General features: G+C 55.4%; 22 protein-coding genes. 5 read left to right on the top strand and 17 right to left on the bottom strand.

Features of this window, described 5'->3' with window-relative positions:
- Nucleotides 1–865, top strand: an 865-nt coding sequence (gene glpX, locus PKC81_RS11420; RefSeq protein WP_324336174.1) for a class II fructose-bisphosphatase, incomplete at its 5' end; no start/stop codon positions are given.
- Here glpX and PKC81_RS11425 read toward each other — a convergent pair.
- The 10 genes from PKC81_RS11425 to PKC81_RS11470 all read right to left on the bottom strand — a co-directional run bounded on the left by PKC81_RS11425 (nucleotide 862) and on the right by PKC81_RS11470 (nucleotide 9,761).
- Nucleotides 862–1,353: an NAD(P)H-dependent oxidoreductase gene (locus PKC81_RS11425; protein WP_324336176.1), complete on the bottom strand. Its 492-nt coding sequence runs from the start codon at nucleotides 1,351–1,353 to the stop codon at nucleotides 862–864. The genes glpX and PKC81_RS11425 overlap by 4 nt on opposite strands.
- Nucleotides 1,350–1,862: a prolyl-tRNA synthetase associated domain-containing protein gene (locus PKC81_RS11430; RefSeq protein WP_324336178.1), complete on the bottom strand. Its 513-nt coding sequence runs from the start codon at nucleotides 1,860–1,862 to the stop codon at nucleotides 1,350–1,352. Before PKC81_RS11430 ends, PKC81_RS11425 begins: the two co-directional genes overlap by 4 nt.
- Before the next feature lie 2 nt (nucleotides 1,863–1,864).
- The gene (locus tag PKC81_RS11435) at nucleotides 1,865–2,239 is read right to left on the bottom strand and encodes a VOC family protein (RefSeq protein ID WP_324336179.1); all 375 of its coding nucleotides are present in this window, start codon (nucleotides 2,237–2,239) and stop codon (nucleotides 1,865–1,867) included.
- A gap of 23 nt (nucleotides 2,240–2,262) precedes the next feature.
- A complete protein-coding gene (locus tag PKC81_RS11440; RefSeq protein ID WP_324336181.1) occupies nucleotides 2,263–3,375 on the bottom strand; it encodes an S-(hydroxymethyl)glutathione dehydrogenase/class III alcohol dehydrogenase in 1,113 nt (370 codons plus the stop codon).
- An 84-nt stretch (nucleotides 3,376–3,459) separates the two neighbouring features.
- Complete coding sequence (locus tag PKC81_RS11445; RefSeq protein WP_324336182.1) at nucleotides 3,460–5,550, bottom strand: TonB-dependent receptor; 2,091 nt, start codon at nucleotides 5,548–5,550, stop codon at nucleotides 3,460–3,462.
- Between the two features lie 25 nt (nucleotides 5,551–5,575).
- Nucleotides 5,576–6,220 carry an SCO family protein gene (locus tag PKC81_RS11450; protein WP_324336184.1) on the bottom strand — a complete coding sequence of 215 codons (645 nt, stop codon included), beginning with the start codon at nucleotides 6,218–6,220 and terminating at the stop codon, nucleotides 5,576–5,578.
- Nucleotides 6,207–6,695 carry a copper chaperone PCu(A)C gene (locus PKC81_RS11455; RefSeq protein WP_324336186.1) on the bottom strand — a complete coding sequence of 163 codons (489 nt, stop codon included), beginning with the start codon at nucleotides 6,693–6,695 and terminating at the stop codon, nucleotides 6,207–6,209. Before PKC81_RS11455 ends, PKC81_RS11450 begins: the two co-directional genes overlap by 14 nt.
- 74 nt (nucleotides 6,696–6,769) lie before the next feature.
- Nucleotides 6,770–7,156: a hypothetical protein gene (locus PKC81_RS11460; protein WP_324336188.1), complete on the bottom strand. Its 387-nt coding sequence runs from the start codon at nucleotides 7,154–7,156 to the stop codon at nucleotides 6,770–6,772.
- A 531-nt stretch (nucleotides 7,157–7,687) separates the two neighbouring features.
- Nucleotides 7,688–8,965: an MFS transporter gene (locus tag PKC81_RS11465; protein WP_324336190.1), complete on the bottom strand. Its 1,278-nt coding sequence runs from the start codon at nucleotides 8,963–8,965 to the stop codon at nucleotides 7,688–7,690.
- Nucleotides 8,966–9,098: 133 nt separating this feature from the next.
- Entirely contained in the window at nucleotides 9,099–9,761 is a 663-nt protein-coding gene (locus PKC81_RS11470) for a TetR/AcrR family transcriptional regulator (protein WP_324336192.1), read from the bottom strand.
- A 110-nt stretch (nucleotides 9,762–9,871) separates the two neighbouring features.
- Here PKC81_RS11470 and PKC81_RS11475 point away from each other — a divergent pair, with 110 nt between their 5' ends.
- Nucleotides 9,872–10,711, top strand: coding sequence for a phytanoyl-CoA dioxygenase family protein (locus tag PKC81_RS11475; protein ID WP_324336194.1), 840 nt, complete (start codon nucleotides 9,872–9,874; stop codon nucleotides 10,709–10,711).
- A gap of 15 nt (nucleotides 10,712–10,726) precedes the next feature.
- Nucleotides 10,727–11,137 (top strand): RidA family protein, encoded by a 411-nt coding sequence (locus PKC81_RS11480; protein WP_324336196.1) that lies wholly within the window; start codon nucleotides 10,727–10,729, stop codon nucleotides 11,135–11,137.
- 23 nt (nucleotides 11,138–11,160) lie between these two features.
- On the opposite strand, the gene PKC81_RS11485 is transcribed toward PKC81_RS11480, so the two are convergent.
- Together PKC81_RS11485 and PKC81_RS11490 are read right to left on the bottom strand one after the other, a co-directional pair.
- Nucleotides 11,161–12,495, bottom strand: a complete 1,335-nt coding sequence (locus PKC81_RS11485; protein ID WP_324336198.1) for an FAD-binding oxidoreductase — start codon at nucleotides 12,493–12,495, stop codon at nucleotides 11,161–11,163.
- Complete coding sequence (locus PKC81_RS11490; RefSeq protein WP_324336200.1) at nucleotides 12,492–13,865, bottom strand: FAD-dependent oxidoreductase; 1,374 nt, start codon at nucleotides 13,863–13,865, stop codon at nucleotides 12,492–12,494. The genes PKC81_RS11485 and PKC81_RS11490 overlap by 4 nt, the downstream gene beginning before the upstream one ends.
- Nucleotides 13,866–13,952: 87 nt before the next feature.
- On the opposite strand from PKC81_RS11490, the gene PKC81_RS11495 reads away from it, so the two are divergent.
- Nucleotides 13,953–16,259: a TonB-dependent receptor gene (locus PKC81_RS11495; RefSeq protein WP_324336202.1), complete on the top strand. Its 2,307-nt coding sequence runs from the start codon at nucleotides 13,953–13,955 to the stop codon at nucleotides 16,257–16,259.
- Nucleotides 16,260–16,439: 180 nt separating this feature from the next.
- Here PKC81_RS11495 and PKC81_RS11500 read toward each other — a convergent pair whose 3' ends face one another.
- From PKC81_RS11500 to PKC81_RS11515, 4 genes are all read right to left on the bottom strand, one after another.
- Entirely contained in the window at nucleotides 16,440–17,072 is a 633-nt protein-coding gene (locus PKC81_RS11500; protein ID WP_324336204.1) for a tyrosine-type recombinase/integrase, read from the bottom strand.
- 120 nt (nucleotides 17,073–17,192) lie between these two features.
- Nucleotides 17,193–17,801: a carbonic anhydrase gene (locus PKC81_RS11505; RefSeq protein ID WP_324336206.1), complete on the bottom strand. Its 609-nt coding sequence runs from the start codon at nucleotides 17,799–17,801 to the stop codon at nucleotides 17,193–17,195.
- Nucleotides 17,798–18,994: an NnrS family protein gene (locus PKC81_RS11510; RefSeq protein ID WP_324336208.1), complete on the bottom strand. Its 1,197-nt coding sequence runs from the start codon at nucleotides 18,992–18,994 to the stop codon at nucleotides 17,798–17,800. The genes PKC81_RS11505 and PKC81_RS11510 overlap by 4 nt, the downstream gene beginning before the upstream one ends.
- The gene (locus PKC81_RS11515) at nucleotides 18,991–19,455 is read right to left on the bottom strand and encodes a hypothetical protein (RefSeq protein WP_115549494.1); all 465 of its coding nucleotides are present in this window, start codon (nucleotides 19,453–19,455) and stop codon (nucleotides 18,991–18,993) included. Before PKC81_RS11515 ends, PKC81_RS11510 begins: the two co-directional genes overlap by 4 nt.
- 92 nt (nucleotides 19,456–19,547) lie before the next feature.
- Between PKC81_RS11515 and PKC81_RS11520 the strand changes: the two genes are divergently transcribed.
- Nucleotides 19,548–20,768 carry an alginate export family protein gene (locus tag PKC81_RS11520; protein WP_324336210.1) on the top strand — a complete coding sequence of 407 codons (1,221 nt, stop codon included), beginning with the start codon at nucleotides 19,548–19,550 and terminating at the stop codon, nucleotides 20,766–20,768.
- 1 nt (nucleotide 20,769) lies between these two features.
- Here PKC81_RS11520 and PKC81_RS11525 read toward each other — a convergent pair whose 3' ends face one another.
- Complete coding sequence (locus PKC81_RS11525; RefSeq protein WP_115548993.1) at nucleotides 20,770–21,465, bottom strand: helix-turn-helix domain-containing protein; 696 nt, start codon at nucleotides 21,463–21,465, stop codon at nucleotides 20,770–20,772.
- Nucleotides 21,466–21,538 lie beyond the last annotated feature (73 nt).

The following is a 21,538-nucleotide window of genomic DNA, read 5'->3' on the forward strand; positions in this document are numbered from 1 at the left end:
AAAGGCCGCCGATGCCGCCGCCGTTGAAGCGATGCGCGCTGCGCTCAACGATCTTTACATGGACGGCACCGTCGTGATCGGCGAAGGCGAACGCGACGAGGCGCCGATGCTTTATATCGGCGAAAAGGTCGGCAATGCGCCGGGTAAGGGCCCCAAGATCGATATCGCGCTCGACCCGCTCGAAGGGACTACGATCACAGCGAAAGCCGGCCCCAATGCAATGGCGGTGCTCGCAGTTGCCGAAGAGGGCAATCTTTTGAATGCGCCCGACGTTTATATGGAAAAGTTGGCAGTCGGCCCGGGCTACTCGCCCGGCATCATCGATCTGGCCAAAACGCCGACGGAAAACGTCCTTGCCGTTGCGAAGGAAAAGGGTGTTCCGGCCGAAGAGATTATTGTTTGTGTTCTCGACCGTCCCCGGCACGAAAAGCTGATTGCAGAATTGCGCGCATTGGGCTGCGGCATCATGTTGATCCCCGATGGCGACGTTGCCGGCGTGATTGCGACCACTGATCCGGACACGACGATCGACCTCTACATGGGCTCTGGTGGCGCACCTGAAGGCGTGCTGGCCGCTGCAGCCCTGCGCTGCGTTGGCGGGCAGTTCAAGGGCCGCCTGCTGTTCCGCAACGATGACGAACGTTTGCGCGCGCGCAAATGGGGCATCGAGGATCTCGACAAGATTTACGATCTTGAAGAACTGGCCAAGGGCGACTGCATTTTCGCCGCAACCGGCGTGACCAGCGGTTCGCTGCTCGAAGGCGTAAAGCGCACCCGCGACGGCAAGATCACCACTGAAAGCGTTGTGATGCGCGCTTCATCGGGCACCGTGCGCTGGGTGAAGAGCGAGCATCGCCGGGGCTAAAAAATCCCGAGTGCGAGTCCTTCCGCCATCGCCGCACCCAGTTCGTGCGCCTTGGCCAGATCGGATTCAGTGATGACTTTCGGGGCGAGGATTTCCTCGGGCGTCTGTGCATGGGTGCAGACGATCAGGCTGTCGGCGATACGTTTCAACCGCCAGCCGGTGGTAATCCGTTCCGCCTGCCGCACCGCATTGCTGCCATCCGATCCTGCACAAACCAAGAGGGTATAGGGTCGTCCTTCGATCTGCCCGAGGCAGGGATAATAGCTGCGGTCGAAAAAGGCCTTCATCACCCCGCTGATCGCTGCAAGATTTTCGGGGAAAGCAAAGATATAGCCTTCAGCATCGAGCAACGTTTTCGGATTTGCGGCGTCGGCCCGAAGCAGCACGACTTCCAGTCCGTCCGTGGCTCGCGCGCCCGCTGCGGCAGCTTCCGCCAGCGCTTGTGAACCGCCAGTCATGCTGTGCCAGATTATGGCCAGCCTCTTCATTCCGATACGGCTTCGCCAAGGCGGGGAATATCTGCAATCTGAGGATTGTGCTGCCAGCTGTCGAGCGCCCTCACAAGATCGCTTCCGGAAAGGCCCAGCGAAGCTGTGTTGCGCAGCGGATGCACCCAGACGGTACCGGCTTCGGAAAGATCGCGGTCGAGCACGACTTGAACGTCGCCTGCGGCATCGTTGATCGCGCCTAAGGGCGTCACTGATCCGGGTGTCAGCCCGAGAAGCCTCAGCAAATCTTCGGCCTTGCCAAAACTGAGACGTTTCGAACCTATGGTTGCAGGTAGTGCTTTCAGGTCAACGCGGATTTCCCCCGGCACGGTCACCAGCCAGAATTGGCCGCCATTATCCTTGAGAAACAGATTTTTGGTATGTGCGCCGGGCAGGGTGGCATTCAGTTCCCGGCTTTCATCGACGGTGAACACCGCATGATGCTCTGCCACTTCAAAGGCAATGCCGCGCGCCTCCAGCTCGGCATAGAGGCGCGCTTCATTGTCCAATTTTAGCCCCGGTGCAGAGCGCAGAGCTTGTTGCCGGTCGGGTCGCGCAGGTAAGCGAGGTAGAGACGGCCAAAGCCGCCTTCGCGCCAGCCCGGGGGATCTTCGATGGCCTTGCCGCCATTGGCAACACCTGCTGCATGCCAGGCGTCGGCCTGCTCAGGCGACATCGCGAAACCGATGGTGCCGCCATTGGCGCAGCAGGCCGGCTCGCCATTGATTGGCGGAGTGACGAGGAAAAGCCCGCCATTGTGCATATAGATCAGGCGACCATTGTCGTCGACGACAGCGGGGTTGCCGCCAAACGCCGCGAACGTCGCGTCATAGAATTTCTTGGCGGCGTCCATATCGTCCGCGCCGACCATAATATGGCTAAACATAGTCTCTCTCCTTTGTTGAAACTTCAGAACACCACGACGCTGCGGATGCTCTTGCCCGCATGCATCAGGTCGAAAGCGGTGTTGATCTCCTCCAACCCCATGACATGGGTGATCATCGGGTCGATCTCGATCTTGCCCTGCATGTACATGTCGACGATTTTGGGCACGTCGGTGCGGCCCTTGGCCCCGCCAAAGGCGGTGCCGCGCCAGTTGCGACCGGTAACGAGCTGAAACGGGCGGGTGGCGATTTCCTTGCCGGCTTCGGCCACGCCGATGATGATCGAAGTGCCCCAGCCGCGATGGCAAGCTTCGAGCGCGGTGCGCATCACGTCGGTATTGCCGGTGGCATCGAAGGTGTAATCCGCTCCGCCGTCGGTCATTTCGACGATCTTGGCGACCACATCCTCACGGCTCATGCCCTTCGAATTGAGGAAGGCGGTCATGCCGAACTTGCGGCCCCATTCCTCACGGTCGGGGTTGATGTCGACGCCTATAATTGCGTTCGCACCGGCAAGGCGTGCCCCCTGGATCACGTTAAGGCCGATGCCACCGAGCCCGAAGACCACGACATTGTCGCCCACCTGTACCTTGGCCGTATTGATCACAGCGCCAACGCCGGTAGTCACGCCGCAACCGATATAGCAGCTCGACTGGAAGGGTGCGTCTTCGCGGATCTTGGCAACCGCGATTTCAGGCAACACGGTGAAGTTCGAAAAGGTCGAGCAGCCCATATAATGGTAGATGGGTTGGCCCTTATAGCTGAAACGCGTGGTGCCATCGGGCATTAGACCCTTGCCCTGCGTCGCGCGGATCGCGGTGCACAAATTGGTCTTGCCCGAAAGGCAGCTTTTGCACTGTCGGCATTCGGGGGTGTAGAGCGGGATGACATGGTCACCGGCTTTCACACTGGCCACGCCTGCACCCACTTCACGTACGATACCCGCGCCTTCATGTCCCAAAACGCTTGGGAAAATCCCCTCGCTGTCGAAACCATCGAGCGTATAAGCGTCGGTGTGGCAGATACCCGTGGCCATGATCTCGACCAGCACCTCGCCTGCCTTCGGACCTTCCAGATCGAGCTCAACTATCTCGAGCGGTTTCTTGGCTTCAAAGGCGACGGCAGCACGGGTCTTCATTGCGGGACTCTCCTTGGACTTGCAGGTGGCTATGCCGATTCCATCGCGCACCTGCAAGCCTCTCGGAGCAGCTTGTACCGCGTTTCAGAAGGACTCCCAGCGCAGCCGGATAAAGGCCGAACGCCCAGCGCCCGGCAGGCGTGCGCCTAACGCTACGTCAGAGCCACTGTTGCGATTATATCCGGCCAGATGCTCCACATAATATTTGTCGAACAGATTTTCGACACCGGCATCAAGGCGCAAGCCATCACGCAATATCCAGTTCCCATACAGGTTAAAGGTTACATAGCCTTGGCTCGGAACTTCGCCGTTGGTGGCTGAAACCTTGCGCTGTTTGGCAACCGCGAGGGCTTCTCCAGTCAGCGACCAGTGATCGGCTTCCCATGCGAGGGCGACTCGCACATTGGCCGGCGCAATGCGGTAAAGATTGTCCGATATGTCCCGCCGCTTGCCGCGTACAAAACTGGCGACGCCATCCAACCTCAACGGCCCCGAAATCCGCGTGCCGAATGCAACGTCGGCGCCGTAAATTTCGGCGTCGACATTGGCGAAGCGCAGCGGTGTGGAATCGCCGCTCGCCGCCGATACCATTTCGACCGGTGTATCAAGCACACCGGGGGTGGCATCAAAAGGAACGCCCTGAATGAAATCCTCAAGACGGCGATAATAGATCAGCGGTCGAGCATAGGCCGTCTCGCTTTTCCAGTCGAATCCGGCTTCGGCGAGCCAAGCCTTTTCGATCTTGAGTGCTGGCGATCCGACATAGATATTGCCATCGGCCAATCCGCCGCTGGCTTCGGTCGGAAGCCATGCGAAGCGTTCTACCAGACTGGGCGCGCGGGTCTTGCGGGCGAGGGTGAATCGCGGCGTTATTACTCCCAATTCTGCGGAGAGACGCAAAGCCGCATCGACCGAGGTTCCTGACCATTCCCTGTCGGCATTGGCAAAAGCGCGCGCGAGATTGGCTGGCCCCATTGGCACGCCCGGGCCGAAGCGCGGCGCTTCGGTGCTGGCGCCGTGACGATCAACCCGAAAACCCAATTCTGCATCAACTATTCCCAGCGCCGCTCTGGCTTCGGCAAATGCGCCGATGCGATCACTTTTCGCCCGATCAAGCGGGTGGATAAAGAAGGTGGGAGAAAGCGGGTTGTAGAGCATGAACCCTTTGTCGATCGCTTCGAAGTCGCCACCAATGCGGATATGCCGGTCGGAGCTACCAAAGCGCAGGGAAAGTCCTGCACCCATTGTATCGGCATAGGTGTCTGACTGGCGTGTCGCTGCCACAGTGGGGGTCGGGCGCAAGGCGAAGTTGTTCATTCGGTGCTCGACACCTGAATAGTCAGCATGTGCTTCAAGAGTCAGGTCGGATGCCAATTCGCCCTCAAATCCGACGCGGAAGAAATCGGTATGAAAGTAAATGATGTCCATCGCAAAGGGCGGGTTGCCGGAACGCCCGGTATCCTGCCGCCGATATTCCAGTGAGATTTCTCCTGGCCCTGTCCTCAATCCCGCATGCACGCCATAAACCGCGCGCTCGAAGCCGGTGCCGCCGACGCGTCCGCCCGGGAAGCGCATGTCATCGCCTTTCTCCCACGATGCGATCGCTCCCAACCGTACCCGGTCATTGGCAAGACCGGCTATGCCACCGATAGCAACACTGTCATCGACGCTGCGATATTGTGCGGAGACATCGACCTGCGGGGCAAGCGTACCGGCTTCACCAAAACGTGTCTGTTTCAACACTGCGTTAATACCGCCACCCAACCCGGGGCCATCGCGCACAGGAGAGGCGCCGCGCGCAATCTCGACCCGGTCGATCAGCGCCATCGGCGCATAATGCATGGCGGGGTCCATCGCATTGGGGCCGCCGGTTGCGAAATGCTGGCCATTGATACGCAGCGCTATACGCTCGCCGAACAGCCCGCGCATCTGCACCTGTCCCGACAACGCGCCATTATCGACCAAGGCCATGCCGGGCTGGCGCGCGATGAAAGCCGCAGCATCGGGGCCGGTCGCCAATTCTTCTTCGGCCTCACGGTCAAGGTTGAGCGCGGTGGTGCGCTGTGCAGTGACGATGATGAGATTACCATCGGTCTGGTCCGATGACTGCGCAAAAGCAGGGCAAACAGACGCGACCGCCACAAGCGCGGTCGCCGCAAAAAATCGTGTTTTCATTTTCTAATCTTTCAATTTCGGGTGTTCAGCCAACCAGCATCCGCAGCTTGTCCAGCGCGGTGGTTTCGGCTTCATGGTGATCGATGATCGACGATAGCCGTCCCTTGGCATCCATCAGGAAGATGCCGGCGGTGTGGTCTATCGTATAATCGCCATCCGGTTTGCTGGGGTCCAGCGGCACCTTTTTGACATAAACGCCAAAGCCTTTGCGGATTTGGGCGAGTTGCGCATCGGTTCCGGTTGCAGCGACAATGGGGGTGCCGAAAATCTCGGTATACGCCCCTATGTCTGCAGGCTTGTCGCGATCAGGATCGACAGAAACGAAAACGATATCGAATTTATCGCCATCTGCTCCCAGTTTCTTTCGCAGCAATGCCAGTCGCGACAATGTCGTCGGGCAGACGTCGGGGCAGCGGGTGAAGCCGAAGAAAATCGCATAAGGGCGGCCTGCCAGCATTTTGTCGGTTAGCAGCTTTCCGTCTGAGCGGGTCAGTTCGAACGGCCCGCCAAAGGGCAAGGCGGCGACAGTTGATGCCGGCTTTTCGGCACCGCTTTTCTCAAGGCCAAGATAGAGCAACCCACCCAGCAAGGCTGCCACAACCGCCATAACCCAGAGCAATTTGCGGATTGCCCCTGTATCATCGGCTTGGCTTTGATCAATGTCCGGCATGGCCAGCCTCCATCGGTGCAGTCGAACCAACCGGCTGCACGGCGAAGGTCACTTGCACCGAACCCGCACGGGCGAATTTCAATGTTGCGGGGATTTTGGCGCCTTGTTTGAAGGGCTTTTTGAGGCCGATAAACATGAGATGCAAACCGCCAGGTTTCAGTTCAACTGACTGGCCGGCGGGAATAGCGATACCGTCTTTGAGCTGGCGCATTTTCATCACGCCGCCGTCCATGCTCATGTTGTGGATTTGAACTTCGGTGGAGAATGGCGAACTGGCTGAAATCAGCCGGTCGGTGGTCTTGCCAGTATTGCGGATGGTCAGGAAGCCGCCGCCTACGGTTTGCGTGGCGGCAGTTTCGCGCGTCCACGGATGGCCAATCGCGATTTTGGCGATGGCAAAGCTGTGGGCCAGAACCGGCGCAGCTAGCGCAAATAATGCAATCCCGACGAGCGGATAAAAACTGTTCGATTTCATATTGGATACTCCGGATATGCCAACCCGCCCCTTTTCCAGGCGGATCAGCAAAGCTGACTATTCGGGCGGAAAGGTCAGGCCAGAGCCGGTGGCCCGCGCAAGGGCGGGCGAAGGTGCATGGTTTGGGGAAGTTGCAGCGTTGGTGTTGGTGCAAAACCCAACGCGAGAATGAAGAGCAGCGCAATCGCCAACAAAGGCGCATCCGCCCCGCCCAGCGCCGCCATTGACGTTGCCGAATAAGCACAGGCCTTGCCCGACCGGGGGGCATCCTGCTTGTCATGCGATCCAGGCTGCATCGGAACAGTGATCGCACGGCTTTGCATTTCGCCGCTGCCATCGGCGCAAACCATGACAGTGAAGGTCTTGCCGGACTGCCCGACCATATAGCCCATCGGCACAACCGCTTTTGCCAGCAACGCCAACGTAACCAGCAGCATGGCCAGCCGGTAATGCGTGCGCAAAAAGAGTCGCAAGGCGAACATGGAAAGGCCCCTAAGCCGAAGTTTCGGCTCTGTCAGCCCTATTGTGCAATCCAGCATTGATCTGGGGCAATTAACGGCGAGAATAATGGCGGAGACGGAGGGATTCAAATTTGATTGTAATTAAACGATATTTTCAATCTAAATCTGCTTAGCCATAATTTCAGCCATAGTCATCGCTTCGATCTTCGACGGTGTACGGCGAATGACTCCGGTCGGTAATTTGACACTAAATGGATTTGGCGACACGTCATAAGTGTTGTGACATCTACATGGGAGCGACTTAGACCGCTAACAAATCGGGCGTTGATCGCACCTGATCGTTCATCTAATAGCTGCCAGTCGTTCATGCAGAGACGGCATTCGGACAATTGCTGACTGGATGCGTTTTGTCCCCGTTATCGGCGGGGTGCACCAACTTTTTTCGCACCACCCAAACCTGTGTGCTACCTTTTGGGTACACCCTAAGCTGACGCCTGTAGTATCGCATAGGTCCAGATAATTTGCCTCAGTTTACGTGGCTGCCGGTGTCGATGGCTCATGATTTCGCTTTTTGGGTCTCCACACGCTAAGAACCACAGTAGGTGCGCACAAGGCGGCGATGAATAACAAGAACTGGTCACCGCTGAGTACTTCATTCGCTGCAGCTCTGGAATAGCCTGCCAGAGCGTATCCAATTGCATATGAGAAGCTCCAGCCGCCGTACGTCAGTGGAAACAGGTTTGCCCCAAACTGCCGCTTGGTCAGAGTGATCCATAAAATCTCAGCTAATCCCAGCCCAACTCCGAACAGCAAGCTTCCCGCGCTTGCCAAACTTGTTAGAGGGTACGTGTCCAGCAAGGCGAAAGCCGAGAGGCCACTCACAACCATAAGCGCCACCGCACAACTGGCGAAGTCACTTCTCCAACGGTCCAACATCCATCCGGCCAGTAGGTTGCCGATCATGCCACCGGCAGCTGAAAGGCCAAGGATCGTAGCCGCGGCCGTTGGCGAGAAACCGCGTGCTTCGAGAAACGGGGGCATTTCTATTGCAAAGGCAAGTACCGCAATCCCCGAGGCTGCGACTGCCAATGCCATGAAGATCGCTGGTGCGAGATCGATTGTCGCCATGCGGCTCCAGTACGAGACGTTGCCGTCCGCATGGTCTTTCTCACGATACTTCCCGCGCTTAATGTCAACCGAGCGATAAGCTCGACCAAGCGACGCTAGTGTTGCAACCACGATCAACATCATTGCCGCAATTGAAAGGGCAGTGAGGCGCCAACCAAATTTTGCAATAAGCAATTGGGCTATCGGAGAAAGGGCCAACCCACCAAATGCGCCACCACACCAGGATATGGCAATCGCGAGACCGAATCGTCGTGAAAAGAGCTCAGCAATGATGACCGGCATAGAAACTACAGCCAAAGTCTTGCCCGCACCCATTGCCATTCGGAGTAGGTAGATTTGCCAAAAGGTCTCAACTGCAAAGGTTGCCGCGAATGTTGCAGCAAGGATCAAAAGTCCAGCTATCAAAACTCGCCATGCGCCGACGCGGGCGATTAGCGGTGCGCAAAAGAGTGCCAGCGGTGATACCAGCCACATCGCCGAAACCAGATTACCCGAAGAGGCTGCGGACCAGGACTTTTCAATGGCAATGTTTTCCGCGAGGAGGATGAACGCGTAGATTGTTGAACCGAACAGAACAGCGGTCATAAAGAACATGCCGGCAACGATGCGCCAACCATAATATCCGCGCCCCTCATCCTGCATATCAGATGAGTTTGCTCGCTTTTGCTCCTCGATGCCCAATGTTCACCTCGCTACATCCCCTAGCGAGGGAAAGCATATAACAAAACACCTGTCATCTAAAATATGCTTGAGTTAACGATGTCAAGAGCCAAAATCCAGCGATTAGCTTATCCAACCCAATGAAATTAAAAGATTAGTCCTCGGCTGGATGCGGCTCAAGCAACCTTGTCAATCCATCAAATAGAGCATTTAGACGCTGTGGTTCAAAGCGCTTGGGTTCGACATGAAGCATCATACTCCAACCGTCGGCCATTGCGCTGATATGATCGGCAAGCAAATCAGCAGGAATGTCTTGGCGAATTCGACCACTTTGCTGCTGCCCTAGAATGTTTTCAGTCAGGCGTTTTCTGTAATGAGCATAGCGGCGCTGATAAATTTTAGCTAACAGGGGCTCGCATTTGGCCTGAGCGAGAAGCTGAAACTGGGCCTCGACAATGTCCGACTCGACATTCATTGCAATCCACGCACTCAGTCGGCGTTTAAGAGCTTCGAGGCTTGAGCCCATTTCGAGAAGCGAGTCATATTCGTCCCACAAGTGTTCGATGACTGCAACGACCATCGCTTCCTTGTTTGCAAAATAATATGTGACAGCACCAGTAGTAAACCCAGCACGCTGCGCTACTTTGCGCAGCGAGGTACCCGCAAACCCACTTTCCGCCAAAATGGCGATCGCAGCCCTAAGCAGTTCTCTCCGCCTGCCGTCCCTGTCTCCAAGTGGTCGGCCCCGCTTTACGGATGAGCTGCGGGCAGCGGTGTTCCGCGTTGGGTTTGGAGCGACATTGTAATTTTCATCCATCGTGATTGCCTAGCAGGCCGAGATGAAAAGAACAATTAGCATAACGTATGTTGCGTAAATAAATCACATGTGGTACCTTCAAGCACATCATCGTGTTGGGAGAGTTGAATATGGAAACAGAGTTGCGCCAACAATGGCAGGAAAACGGGGCGGTTCTCGTCAAGAACTGCTTGAACGCAGAGCAGCTTGCCGACTGCCGCGAAGTGTTCGACTGGTGCGTCGAGAACCCTGGTCCTCATGTATCTGGCATGTTTTCTGGCGAGCAGCGATCGCATGTCGACAATTCCAACCCGCGGGCAAAGGAGCGTCTTGACCAACTGGTACAAAGACTTCCTTTTGGACGGATTTTCTCCGAACTTTGGGGGTCTGAAAATGTCTGGTACTTTGGCGAGGAGGTTTTCCTGAAATCTGGCGGGAAAAGCGCGCGCACCTCTTTCCACCAGGATACGTCCTATCTACCATGGGGTGGAACACATTGGGGTAACGTATGGATCAGCTTCGAAGCTGTGCCGAAGAAGAATTCTTTGGAAATCGTTCGAGGGTCTCATCGCGGTATCTATTATGACGGGCCGACGTTCGAAGATCCCAACAATCCGACTGCGCCTCTACACGGCGAAACGGCGGTACCGTTTCGTCCCCGCCTTCCCGACGTTGATGCCGAGCTGTCGCACGACCCGAAGGCTTATGACCTCCTCTCTTGGGATGTCGAACCAGGCGATGTGGTTTTCCTTCATCCCCATTCTTTGCATGGCGGCGCCCATGTAGATGCCCAATTTCCCGAACGTCACACGCTAGTTTTGCGGTTCTTTGGCGACGATGCGATCTATTATCCGCTGCCACAGAATAGTGCGTCGCGTATCCCACCGGAGGGTGTGCTGTTTGTCGAAGAGATGAAAAAGCTGACCGAAGGGCAACCATTCCGGTCACCTGTTTTCCAGCAAGTCGTATAATTGGAGAGGAATAGCATGGCCCCGAAAAAACGCGAAATCATCAAGCCTCCGGGAACCGAGGCTCTGTACGACAATTATCATTTCGCGCCAGCGATACGGGTCGGTGATACAATCTGGCTGTCAGGTCAGGTTGGCATCGACGCCAATTTCAAGCCCGGCGTCGACATGGCTGCGCAGGCCCGGCTTGCATTCGAAGGTATCGTCCAGACACTTGCCGAAGCTGGGGCGACCTTGGAGGATGTCGTTGAGCTAATGACGTTTCACACCGATCTGCACGGTGAAATAGAGGCATTTAGTAAGGTCAAGGACGAGTTTTTCCCTAGTCATTATCCTTGCTGGTCCGCGGTAGGGGTAACACAGCTCGCAGCCCCTGAGTACAAAGTTGAAGTTCGTGTGATTGCCGTGGCGGGTTCCAGTCAAAACTGAATTTTCGCGCGGCGGCTGATGCTCTAGCCGCCGCGTCGTACCTTGCGATTGACATGCTCGTCCGCAGCGTGAGCAGCGCCGAGTAATGACCTAACAGCCACCCACTGCAACGGTTCCGGCAACGTCTTCGGGGTGGCATGCTGCAGCGCTGACAGGAAAGGATTTTCGGTGCCGCCAATGCGTTCTGCGAGCACTAAACCTACCAGCGATTGCGTTCCAACGCCGTGGCCAGAGCAACCCGCTGTATATAAAATGTTGTCATGTTCACCCGTCACGCCGACCACCGGCAAGCCGTCGAAAGCGAAACTGATGTAACCGCTCCAGGCGGCCTTCACCCCAACATCGTGTAGGGTTGGAAAACGATCCCTCAGGGCGATTTCAAGTTTTCGATAGGTATGATTGTCTGGTACCTCGGGCGTGCTCGATCCGAAGGAATAGCCCAGCTGCTTTGTAGTGATGACCAACGTATTGTGCGCGGTCAGCCTATGGCTCTCCATTACGAGGTGCTGGGTTGTTATTCCCTCCGCATTTGGCCAGTCGAGTGAGGCGCGCTGCGTCGGGGTTAGCGGGTGGGTTTCGATCGCCGAAACCCGAAGCGGAACAACTTTATCCTTAAGTAAACCCAACCCTGGTGCGAATGCATTGGCTGCAACGACCAAATGAGGCGCACGTACAGTGCCATCAGGAGTACGGCACTCGATTATCTTTCCATCACTCCAATCCATTAGCGGCGAGTTTTCGAAAAGGCGCACGCCATGTTCAAGCGCGGCTTGGCGTAGTCCACGAACATATTTGCCTGGGTTCAAAGTTCCTCCACCTGGCGTCGCATAGCCAAACAAAAAGGCGGGTGGTATACCTCGCGCCCTCATTGCAGCATTGTCGAGGAATTCGGCCGGGGCACCAAGTTCGATCCCGAGTTCCATATTGGCGCGCAACTGCTTTTCTTGGCTTGAATGAACGCCAGCGCGGATCAAGCCTGAACGACGATAATCGCAATCAATCCCATAGGACTCGAGCTTGCTTTCAACATAACGAACACCCTCTTCAAAGTAGCGGATGATCGCAGCGACCTGCGAGCGATCAAGTCGTTTCATAAACATGTGGTAATCAAGACCTTGACCACCCGCTAAATATCCAGCGTTACGGCCACTCGCCCCGAAACCGGCAAAGCGACTTTCGAGAACTATGACGTCGGCGCCGCGTGCACGCAGTTCGAGCGCTGTAGAAAGACCAGCGAAACCTCCACCAACGATTATTACATCGGCAGTTGCTTGTCCGTTCAGTGCATGTTGAATGTCGGACGGTGGTTCGATCCAGCCACCTTCGGGCTTATAGATGATATTCGTCGACATTTTCATCTCCGTGAAAGAGCGTCAAAAGCTTGAAGTGCTGCTTTGCGCCCAGCTCTAATAGCGCCATCCATTGAACTTGGATGAAGCTCAGCCATATCGGTGCCTGACCAGTGTATTCGGCCCATCGACATTCGGGAAGCGGCGCCCCAGCGAGTAAGAAAACCTGGAGGATAGGGCGAGACGCATGACAGAGTCCATTCGTCGACGCTTCCCCAGTCGACCTCATGATATTGGTCGAAATGGAGTGCCTCGTCTCCGAACGCTCTGGCATAAATCTTTGCCAGTTCGCGGCCCGCCTCGCCCGTATCAGTGGTTAACGCACCTTCGCGTACGAAGCAGATTAGGATTCCAACGGACGCGTCCGGTGGGGAGTTATCTGCTGACCATAGCAAAGCACCGCCAATATCAAGCACCTGACCATTGAACCCTCCCTCGCGCCAAAAGGGGCGTGAATAGACATGGGTTGCTTTGCGCATGCGGGCATTGATCGGCCAGGCAGTGTGCATTTCTGCCCGGTCAGGTGGGAGAGAGGGGGTGAATTGGATGTTGCGAGCTACAACTTGGCTTGGGCTGAAGATAACCTCACGGGCGCGTATAGTTCCCCGATCAGTATGAAGTTCGACTATGTCTTGATCCCAACCAACGAGCTTTCGTACGGGAGTGCTTAAAATGATCTTTCCCTGTAATTGATTGGCCATTTTCGCAGACAGAGCCCACGATCCGCCCACCAACCGTTTTTCCTGCGCACCATTCTTCATAGATTCAAGCCGGGCGAGATCGCATTCAAACGAATTGATTAGCGTTAGGTAGTGCAACAATCCTAGCTTTTCCGGCGGCGCACCATAGGTCAACGTGGTCGAGAGGAAGAAATTGATTTGTTCTTCCTCACTTGGAGACTTTGTTGCCAACCAGTCAGCTACCGACAACTGGTCCCATTCCAAAGCGTGCGGCGCTGTCCATGGTGCGGCGCTCGGCACTTCTCTAGCCATAGCGTTAAGTTCATCGACTAATGGGCTGCTCGCAATGATTGCGCCGTCTTCGCTTCCTTCGACAAATGTCTCGTCACCAATGAAAGACACGGTCTTTCCATGATAATAGCTATCGAACGTTTCCACTCCGAACTCATTCGCTAGTTGGAAAATTTCGGATTGGGTCGGGCCGATCCATTGACCTCCCCCGTCCGAGACGACGCCGTTACCGATATCATGATTGACCGTTCTACCGCCCACCCGGTCGCGCGCTTCGAGAATTACAAAAGACTTTTTTTCTTGGCGCTGAAACTCCAGGCCCGAAACAAGACCGGATAGCCCCGCGCCAATGATTGCAACATCTACCTCAACGCTCGTCTTACCGTCAAACTGGCTGCCGCTCTCCATATCCCGCTCCATTTTTTAAAATGACAAGTGTTATGAAAACATGCATTATCCAAAAACAGGAAGCAAGAAACTTTTGGAGGAGGCGTTATGACAAACCTTAAAACAGGTCTTATTTGCACGGTTTGTGCGCTCGCGTTTACACGTCCGGCGCTGGCGCAGGAGGTGTCGGATACCGCGACTGTGAGCACCGACAACTCAGAGATTATCGTGACCGCACAACGCAGGTCAGAACGCTTGAGCGACGTACCAGTGGCAGTAACAGCAATTGACGGCGATGATATGCAGCGTTTGCGTATGCAGGATGCGACACAAATTGTTCAGCAAATTCCGAATGTAACAGCTCAGGCTACGTTTGGTGCTAGTGCTCCGCTATTCGCCGTGCGCGGAGTGAGTAATCCGGACTTCAACCCCTCGGCTAACACTCCGGTGCCGATCTACAGCGATGACGTGCTCATTAACAACATAACCGGTCAAGGCTTTGCCCTATTTGACTTAGAACGTGTTGAGGTTCTCAAAGGGCCCCAAGGCACGCTATTCGGATATAATTCTTCGGCGGGTGCAATTCAGTTTATCTCTCGCCGTCCTACCAATACTTTCGAGGGGTTTTTCTCAGCTTCCTACGCCAGCCGTGACGAGCGAATGCTTGAATCATCGCTAAGCGGCCCGCTGGCCGGAGATGAGGTGCGCGGGCGCCTTGCCGGCTACTATCGCAGCCAAGATGGGGATTTCCTCAATCTCGCAACTGGTAAGAGGATCGGTGAGAATGAGCGTTATGCTGTCCGCGGCTTGGTTGATATCGACACATCCGACAATTCGAGCCTGCTGCTAAAAGCGCAATATGGACGTTTCAAAGGTGATCCCACAATCCGCCACACCGAGCAGCCGGTTAACAATTTCACTGGCGAGGCTCTTGGCGGAAAGCGAGAAGTGATTAATGAACTCGGACAGGATGAGCGCGTCAAGGCGCTAGAACTTTCGGCTCGCTTCAAGGCCGATCTTGGAGCGGTCGGGCTCGATGTGATCAGCGGCTACCTGAAAATCGATTCAGGCTATCTGACTAACTTTTTCGATGGGCGCCAGATTGGTGTACTCGATTTGGGTTACGGCGCCGGACCAATGCAAACGGCCCTCTATGGGGTGCAGGGGGCAGACACGCGCACTAAACAGTTCTCGCAGGAAGTGCGCCTCACTTCACAATCTTCAGGGCCTTTGTCCTACATTCTCGGCGCCTACTACCTTCATGAAAAGCTAGATGGTACAACCTGGTTCTTCGCTGGCGATGACTCTGGTGCGTTTGGCTATTTTGGAGCTGATCAGGCAGCTTTTTTGGTTTTTGACGAGTACGCGCAGAAACTCTCATCCTTCGCTTTGTTTACTCAAGCTGACTACAAGCTGACCGACAAGCTTAAAGCGACTATTGGCGGCCGCGTCTCTTGGGACAAACGCAGCCTCGATCTGACCTTCGCTAACTACGACGGTTTTGCGACCTTCACAAATGGACGGACAGTTGACCCGTTTAATGTCAAGTTATCGGATGTCACCGATCTTTCCGGACTGGAGACCTCCCAGCAGGATCGCAAGTGGACAAACTGGAGTGGGCGTTTCGCTCTCGACTACAAGCCTACAGATGATGCGTTGATTTATGCCAGCCTTTCGCGCGGAGTGAAGAGCGGCGCGTTCAACACTGCGGCGTTCATCGACCTGTCCGAAGCCAATTCCATTGGTCCAGAAAAGGTGTTGGCCTACGAAGCAGGTACCAAGCTCGCGTTTGCGGATCGGCGAATATTGGCGAACGCAGCCGTGTTCTATTATGATGTGGACAATTATCATCAGAAGGTAGTCGACCAGTTCGGCCGCGAGTTTCTAAGCGGAGCCGACCGGGTGCACTTCTACGGCTTCGAGCTTGAGGGCACTTTACGACCGACGAAGTTGGTAACGGCGCAGTTCGGCATAGGCTGGCAGAAGGGCGTGTACGATGAATTCATTGAACCGACAGGAGCAGGTCCCGTCGATCGTGCGGGCAACGTAGTGCCGGGTACCGGAGCGTGGACAGCCAATGCGGTGTTGCGGGTAGATGCGCCGCTTTCTGGCGGAGCCGGTACGTTGTCGCCGCAAGTCGACTTTTCTTACCTACAGGGCTCATTTTACTGGGTTGGCAATGGGGTAAAAGCCCCACAGCTGTCGCCGACCAGCAAGACAGAAGATTTTTTCAATCTAAACCTGCGGCTAACTTGGACTTCAGAAAATGATCGTTTCTTAGTAACTGGATTCGTCCAGAACGTGCTCGATCAATATCGAGTTCTGCGCCGCAATCCAGTCTCGTTCTTAGACAACTCGCTTAGTTCCTATTCTCCCCCGCGATCCTTTGGTGTGATGGTGCAGGGTCGTTTCTAACTGCTAAAGTTAAAAAGTTGGGAGTGGCTACAAAAGGCCGCTCCAAGCTATTTTTGAACAGGTATGTCCAGTATCGCTAACAAAGCAGTCATAAAACGATCCTGGTCCATTTGTTATAATGCGTCATTCATTCATCAATAGAGTCGCTGGTCTCCGAAAGTGTCGGAGGCCAGCAAAGCCTTAAATGTCGGTTCGCTCCGACAGCGTCAGCGCGTCATCGACATCAACACCCAGATATCTGACTGTGTTTTCGATGTTGGTATGACCCAGTAGAATCTGAATAGCCCGCAGGTTACCGGTAGCCTTGTAAATCGAGGATGCCTTTGTCCGGCGCATCGAGTGGGTCCCATATTCGCGCTTGTCGAGCCCGACTATCGATACCCACTCATTGACAAGGCGTGCATATTGTCTGGTGCTGAGATGGCCCAAGTAATCAACCCTACTCGGAAATACAAAATTGAAGATCGTGCCGCCGCGACGCTGCAGCCATGCTTCAACGCTTCTTCGCGCCTCGGTCATTATCTCGAACTGCACAGGCCTATTTGTTTTCTGTTGGATGCCGGTGGCTCTATTACGGATTTGCCCTCCGCTGACGATGTCACCGATTTTCAGCTTAACGAGATCACAACCGCGAAGCTTGCTATCGATAGCTAGGTCGAACAAAGCCCTATCCCGCAGTCGCCTATGTTCATCCAGGTAAAAGCGAATTGCCCAGATGTCTCTGGGCTTTAATGGGCGTTTGGGCCCGACATTTCGCTCAGCATTCCAAGGTCGCCGTTCGTGTACGGCAGGGTCAAGATCCGAAAGTCCCATGATGTTGCTCCGTTAGCCGGAATGGCCGAACAAGGACTAACAGCATGGTGCCGGCAGGTTCAGACGATGTTAGTGGGAAAGAAAATTACATCAAACTTACAGACCCTTACTGTAATTGTCTTAGAGGCCTAGCCACTCCACCTCCCCACTGCCCAACTCGTAAAAGGCGCCCACAACCTTCAATGTTCCTAGTTCCTGCGGGCGACGCAGTGCAGGGGAGGCTTCGTCTTGCAATTCACGCACCACGCGTTGGACATTATGGCGGGCAGCAGTGTTGACCAGATCGTGCTGGCAATCCTCTCCTACTTCCATGATCGCAGGGTACAGCGGCTGAAGCACCTTATTGATATTCGCTGAAAAGCCATAATGCTCCTTCACCACAGATACTGCAGCCCGCACTGCACCGCAATTTTCATGTCCCATCACGACGATCAGCGGCACACCCAGCGCGGTGACTGCAAATTCGAGGCTGCCGATTGCCGTCGAACACAGGCTGTTTCCGGCGTTGCGTACGATGAACAGTTCGCCCAAACCGCGGCCGAACAGAAGCTCAGGTGCAACACGCGAGTCCGAGCAGCTGAGATAGGCGGCAATCGGATGCTGAGCGGCAGCCATGCGCAGGCGGCTCATGCGGCTGGCCTGGACCGTTATCGGCTCGTCCGAAAGGAAGCGACGATTACCTTCCTTGAGCAGCGCGAGCACGTCGTCGGGCGTCATAGAAAGGGTCATCCGGGCTTTCCGTCTTTTCTGGGCGAGAGATAGATGCGAGCGTTACGGGCCGCCCAAGGGAGGAATGCGATCAGGAAGATAATTGCTGAAATGACCAGCCAAAAGCCATCCTCGGCATACAAGGCGGTGGCTATACGGGCAGCCGCCGCACTTTGCATGCCGACAAAGGCAAATTTGCCAGCGAGGGGCAGTTCCAAAGGTCGACCCGAATGACCCTGAGTGACGCGGGTGATCATCGCGATCAGAAGACTTCCTGCGAAGCCTATGGTCAGCGCATGCTCGGGTGCGCGTCCAATCGGCAGGCCAAGGCTCGAAATTGCCCATAGCGCATATCCGATGGGCGCCCAAGCAAAGCCAATGATAAGCACCCAGAACAGGGCGGGAGCCTTAGTGCGCGGCCACCATTTCCAGCTCATCAATAGCGTCAGTGCACTCAACAGGAGTGCCGCGAATGTCTGAAGAAAACTGACGGCGAGTAACTGCCCTGCGATTATGAGCATTGTCAGCCCCCAATAGGCCCCCAAGATCCAATTTGGTCGCCACCGGACATAGCCTTCGACGACGTTGCCCGCGAAGAATGGGATCATGCGGTGACACACCGTCACGAAAACAGGCAAAAGCATGGCCCAAAGCCCTAGGCTGTTGGCAAGAGATAGAGTTGCGGCTGCCGGATTGAGAATGAAGGCCATCAGGGCAATTTGTCCAATCAGACCAAAAACAAATGCGGCGAGGATTGACCAACCGTGCCAAGTGGGTGCCTTTCCATCGTGGCGTTCGCGCAGCGCAATCGAGAGCAGCACGCTGAAACCCCAAAGACATGCAAGTGACGCTGACGCGAAGGCTGCAGCGAGTAGCCTATCGTTACCAGACAACAATGCTCCCCAAGACAGCAATGTAGCGAGGCCATATCCGCCAGCGACGGGCGCGAAGGATTCGCGCTCTATATCGGGATAACCCATCCAGCGCGGGAACACCGTCAGCAGGAAACCGAAAAACAGAGGCGGCAGTGCCAGATAAACCAGAATAGGTGCATGCAACAGCGCTTGCGGAATATCTCCGCCCGCAGGAGCGGCCATTCCCAAATGCAGTCTTGACAGCACCGTTAGCCACCAAAGCATCATGGCGGCAAGCTGCACGACGCCAATCAGGAACAGCAGCCGATGGGGTGCAGCAAGCAGGATGTCGGGTTTCACCAAAGGCCGTGGCTCCCGCCCACCGCGCCTATGGTCGCAAGAATTGAAGCGAGCAGCAGGATGCGGTGCATCCGCTCCATGCGCTGGAAATCCTGTTGCGGCTGTGGCGAGGCCGCCATCCTTTTGTGCAGGAACAGCGGTTCGAGCACGAACAGCATCGCCGCGAATATCAGCCACACCAGCAACATTGCCCACATCCACCAAAAATGCAGATCGGCAAAGCGACTCCACAAATCGGCGCGCCATGTCATCCAGAATCCGCTCGCGCCAGCCAGAAGCACCCATATCCGTGCTTGCCAGGAAAAACCGCTTTCGAGCCCATGGAAGGCAGAGAGGCGGTCGGCAGATTGATGCGTGCGCCTTATGGATGGCAAGACTACCGTGGTTACAAATGCCACGCCGCCAATCCACATCAGAACGGCGACGACATGTATAACCCGTGCGAGTGTGAAATCATCCATCATGTGCCTCTGCATCTTTGTGAAATTGATAATCATCAATAACATTGATTAATGTCAATTATTGTAAGCGCTCCCTGCGCTAATTGAGCGGCATGGAAAAGCAAATCCTCAAGCCGAGCCTTGCCGTTCTTGCGGCGTTGACCTGCACATTGCCTGCTGTAGCGCAAACAGCCGAAGAGCCAAAAGCGATTACACCTTATGCCGACATACGTTATCGGCTCGAATTGATTGGTCAGGATGGGTTGCCGGAAAATGCGACTGCATCGACCTTGCGGGTTCGTGCGGGGTTCAAAACACGCGAGTGGAGCGGTTTTAGCGCACTTGTCGAAGGGGATGCGATAGCCCGCGTCGGACCTCGGCATTACAACGATACGGTCAATGGCTTGACCGCTTATCCGATTGTTGCTGATCCTTCCGATGTTCTGCTCAATCAGGCGTGGCTTCGTTACAAACCGGTAAAGGAAGTCGAAGCTGTCCTCGGTCGTCAAGCGGTCAATTTCGACAACCAGCGTTGGATCGGGTCGGTGGGCTGGCGACAGAATGACCAGACGCTTGATGCCGCCCGCGTGACGATCAAACCGATGAAAGGTGTTGCGCTCGACTATGGCTATGCCTGGCGCGTCAACCGCATCTTTGGACCCGACTCACCGCAAGGAATCTGGCGCGACAATAATATCCATATGGTCCGCGCCAATTTTGAAGCGAAGCCAGTTGGAACAGTGACGACCTATGGCTATTTCCTCGACCTACCAGATGCTCCGCTCTCCTCTTCGAAAACGATAGGCGTCAGGCTGGCTGGCGAACAGAAGCTGTCGGGCAAAGCTAAGCTGCTCTATGCGGCGGAATATGCCAACCAGCGTGACCTTGGCTCGAACCCGAGAAACTTCTCGCTTGATTATTTGCTGGTCGAACCTGGCATTTCGTTGGGCGCTGTTACCGTCAAGGCCGGCTGGGAGCAGTTGGAAGGCAATGGTGTGAGTGCCCTGCAAACGCCACTGGCTACGCTTCATGCTTTCAATGGTTGGGCCGACAAATTTTTGAGCACGCCAGCAAATGGATTGCGCGATCTATACGCCGACGTCGCGGTGAAGCTTCCCGCTGTAGGTCCGATCAAGGGCGCTAGCGCGCGGCTACAATATCATGACTATAATTCAACACGGGGCGGGCTGAATTATGGCAGTGAATTGGGAGCCATGCTGGCAGTTCCGATCGACAAACATCTGACCGCAACACTGAAATTCGCGCGTTACAATACAGACGATTTTGCCACCGACACCACAAAATTTTGGTTCTCACTCGACCTGAAGCTCTGATTCAACCGGGCCGGTCAAGAAACGGATCAGGACGGGCAAAGGCAGCCAGCAGTTCGGCATTCGTGATCTGCACGGTGTTGCCGGATACGACGACGCCATGCGCGGCCAGCGCACTAAACGCGCGTGATAGATTCTCGGGCGTCATGCCCAGTAGTGACGCGAGGATGCGCTTTTCCACGGGCAGGTCGAACTGCACAGCGCCACCGCGCTCACCACTTTCGAGAAGGATGAAATTGCCCAGCCGCTCGACCGACTGGCGCAGTTTCATGTCGGTGAGTGCGCGAACGAAGTAACGAAAACCGAATGCGAGTTCCTGCATTGCCCCGCGCATCAGCGACCGGTCGTTGTCGATGGCATCGCGGATTAATGGCGATGGGATCATCAGGATGCGCGATGCAGTTAAAGTGCGCGCCGACATCAGATACGGCTGGTCGGTATAAGCGGCGGCGAGAATGAAACTGCGCACCGGTCGCACGATTGCCATCGATGTTGTCCGATCGCCGTTGCCGGTAAAAAGTTCGACCATACCATCGATCAATATGTGCAGGAAATCGGGTTTCTGCCCGGTATCGAACAGCTTCAGCGCTGGCGGGAAGACCTGCAGGAAGGAAGCAGCAAAAATCTGTTCACGTTGCTCGGGATCCATCGAGGCGAATAAAGGCAGTGCAGCAATTTCCGGTTTTTCAGCAGCGCGCACAATTGTTCCCCAACTTCGATGCGGTCGAATGTAAACGCCTGATTGATAAATATCAATCGCACTAGTGACGAAT

Source organism: Sphingorhabdus sp. (genome assembly GCF_035329025.1).
Classification (GTDB): domain Bacteria; phylum Pseudomonadota; class Alphaproteobacteria; order Sphingomonadales; family Sphingomonadaceae; genus Sphingorhabdus_B.

What these genes read in the sequence shown, in the direction of transcription:
- PKC81_RS11425 (WP_324336176.1), bottom strand. Translation starts at nt 1,353, where the DNA reads ATGAAGAGGCTGGCCATAATCTGGCACAGCATGACTGGCGGTTCACAA.
- PKC81_RS11435 (WP_324336179.1), bottom strand. Translation starts at nt 2,239, where the DNA reads ATGTTTAGCCATATTATGGTCGGCGCGGACGATATGGACGCCGCCAAG.
- PKC81_RS11440 (WP_324336181.1), bottom strand. Translation starts at nt 3,375, where the DNA reads ATGAAGACCCGTGCTGCCGTCGCCTTTGAAGCCAAGAAACCGCTCGAG.
- PKC81_RS11445 (WP_324336182.1), bottom strand. Translation starts at nt 5,550, where the DNA reads ATGAAAACACGATTTTTTGCGGCGACCGCGCTTGTGGCGGTCGCGTCT.
- PKC81_RS11450 (WP_324336184.1), bottom strand. Translation starts at nt 6,220, where the DNA reads ATGCCGGACATTGATCAAAGCCAAGCCGATGATACAGGGGCAATCCGC.
- PKC81_RS11455 (WP_324336186.1), bottom strand. Translation starts at nt 6,695, where the DNA reads ATGAAATCGAACAGTTTTTATCCGCTCGTCGGGATTGCATTATTTGCG.
- PKC81_RS11470 (WP_324336192.1), bottom strand. Translation starts at nt 9,761, where the DNA reads ATGGATGAAAATTACAATGTCGCTCCAAACCCAACGCGGAACACCGCT.
- PKC81_RS11475 (WP_324336194.1), top strand. Translation starts at nt 9,872, where the DNA reads ATGGAAACAGAGTTGCGCCAACAATGGCAGGAAAACGGGGCGGTTCTC.
- PKC81_RS11480 (WP_324336196.1), top strand. Translation starts at nt 10,727, where the DNA reads ATGGCCCCGAAAAAACGCGAAATCATCAAGCCTCCGGGAACCGAGGCT.
- PKC81_RS11485 (WP_324336198.1), bottom strand. Translation starts at nt 12,495, where the DNA reads ATGAAAATGTCGACGAATATCATCTATAAGCCCGAAGGTGGCTGGATC.
- PKC81_RS11490 (WP_324336200.1), bottom strand. Translation starts at nt 13,865, where the DNA reads ATGGAGAGCGGCAGCCAGTTTGACGGTAAGACGAGCGTTGAGGTAGAT.
- PKC81_RS11495 (WP_324336202.1), top strand. Translation starts at nt 13,953, where the DNA reads ATGACAAACCTTAAAACAGGTCTTATTTGCACGGTTTGTGCGCTCGCG.
- PKC81_RS11500 (WP_324336204.1), bottom strand. Translation starts at nt 17,072, where the DNA reads ATGGGACTTTCGGATCTTGACCCTGCCGTACACGAACGGCGACCTTGG.
- PKC81_RS11505 (WP_324336206.1), bottom strand. Translation starts at nt 17,801, where the DNA reads ATGACCCTTTCTATGACGCCCGACGACGTGCTCGCGCTGCTCAAGGAA.
- PKC81_RS11515 (WP_115549494.1), bottom strand. Translation starts at nt 19,455, where the DNA reads ATGGATGATTTCACACTCGCACGGGTTATACATGTCGTCGCCGTTCTG.
- PKC81_RS11520 (WP_324336210.1), top strand. Translation starts at nt 19,548, where the DNA reads ATGGAAAAGCAAATCCTCAAGCCGAGCCTTGCCGTTCTTGCGGCGTTG.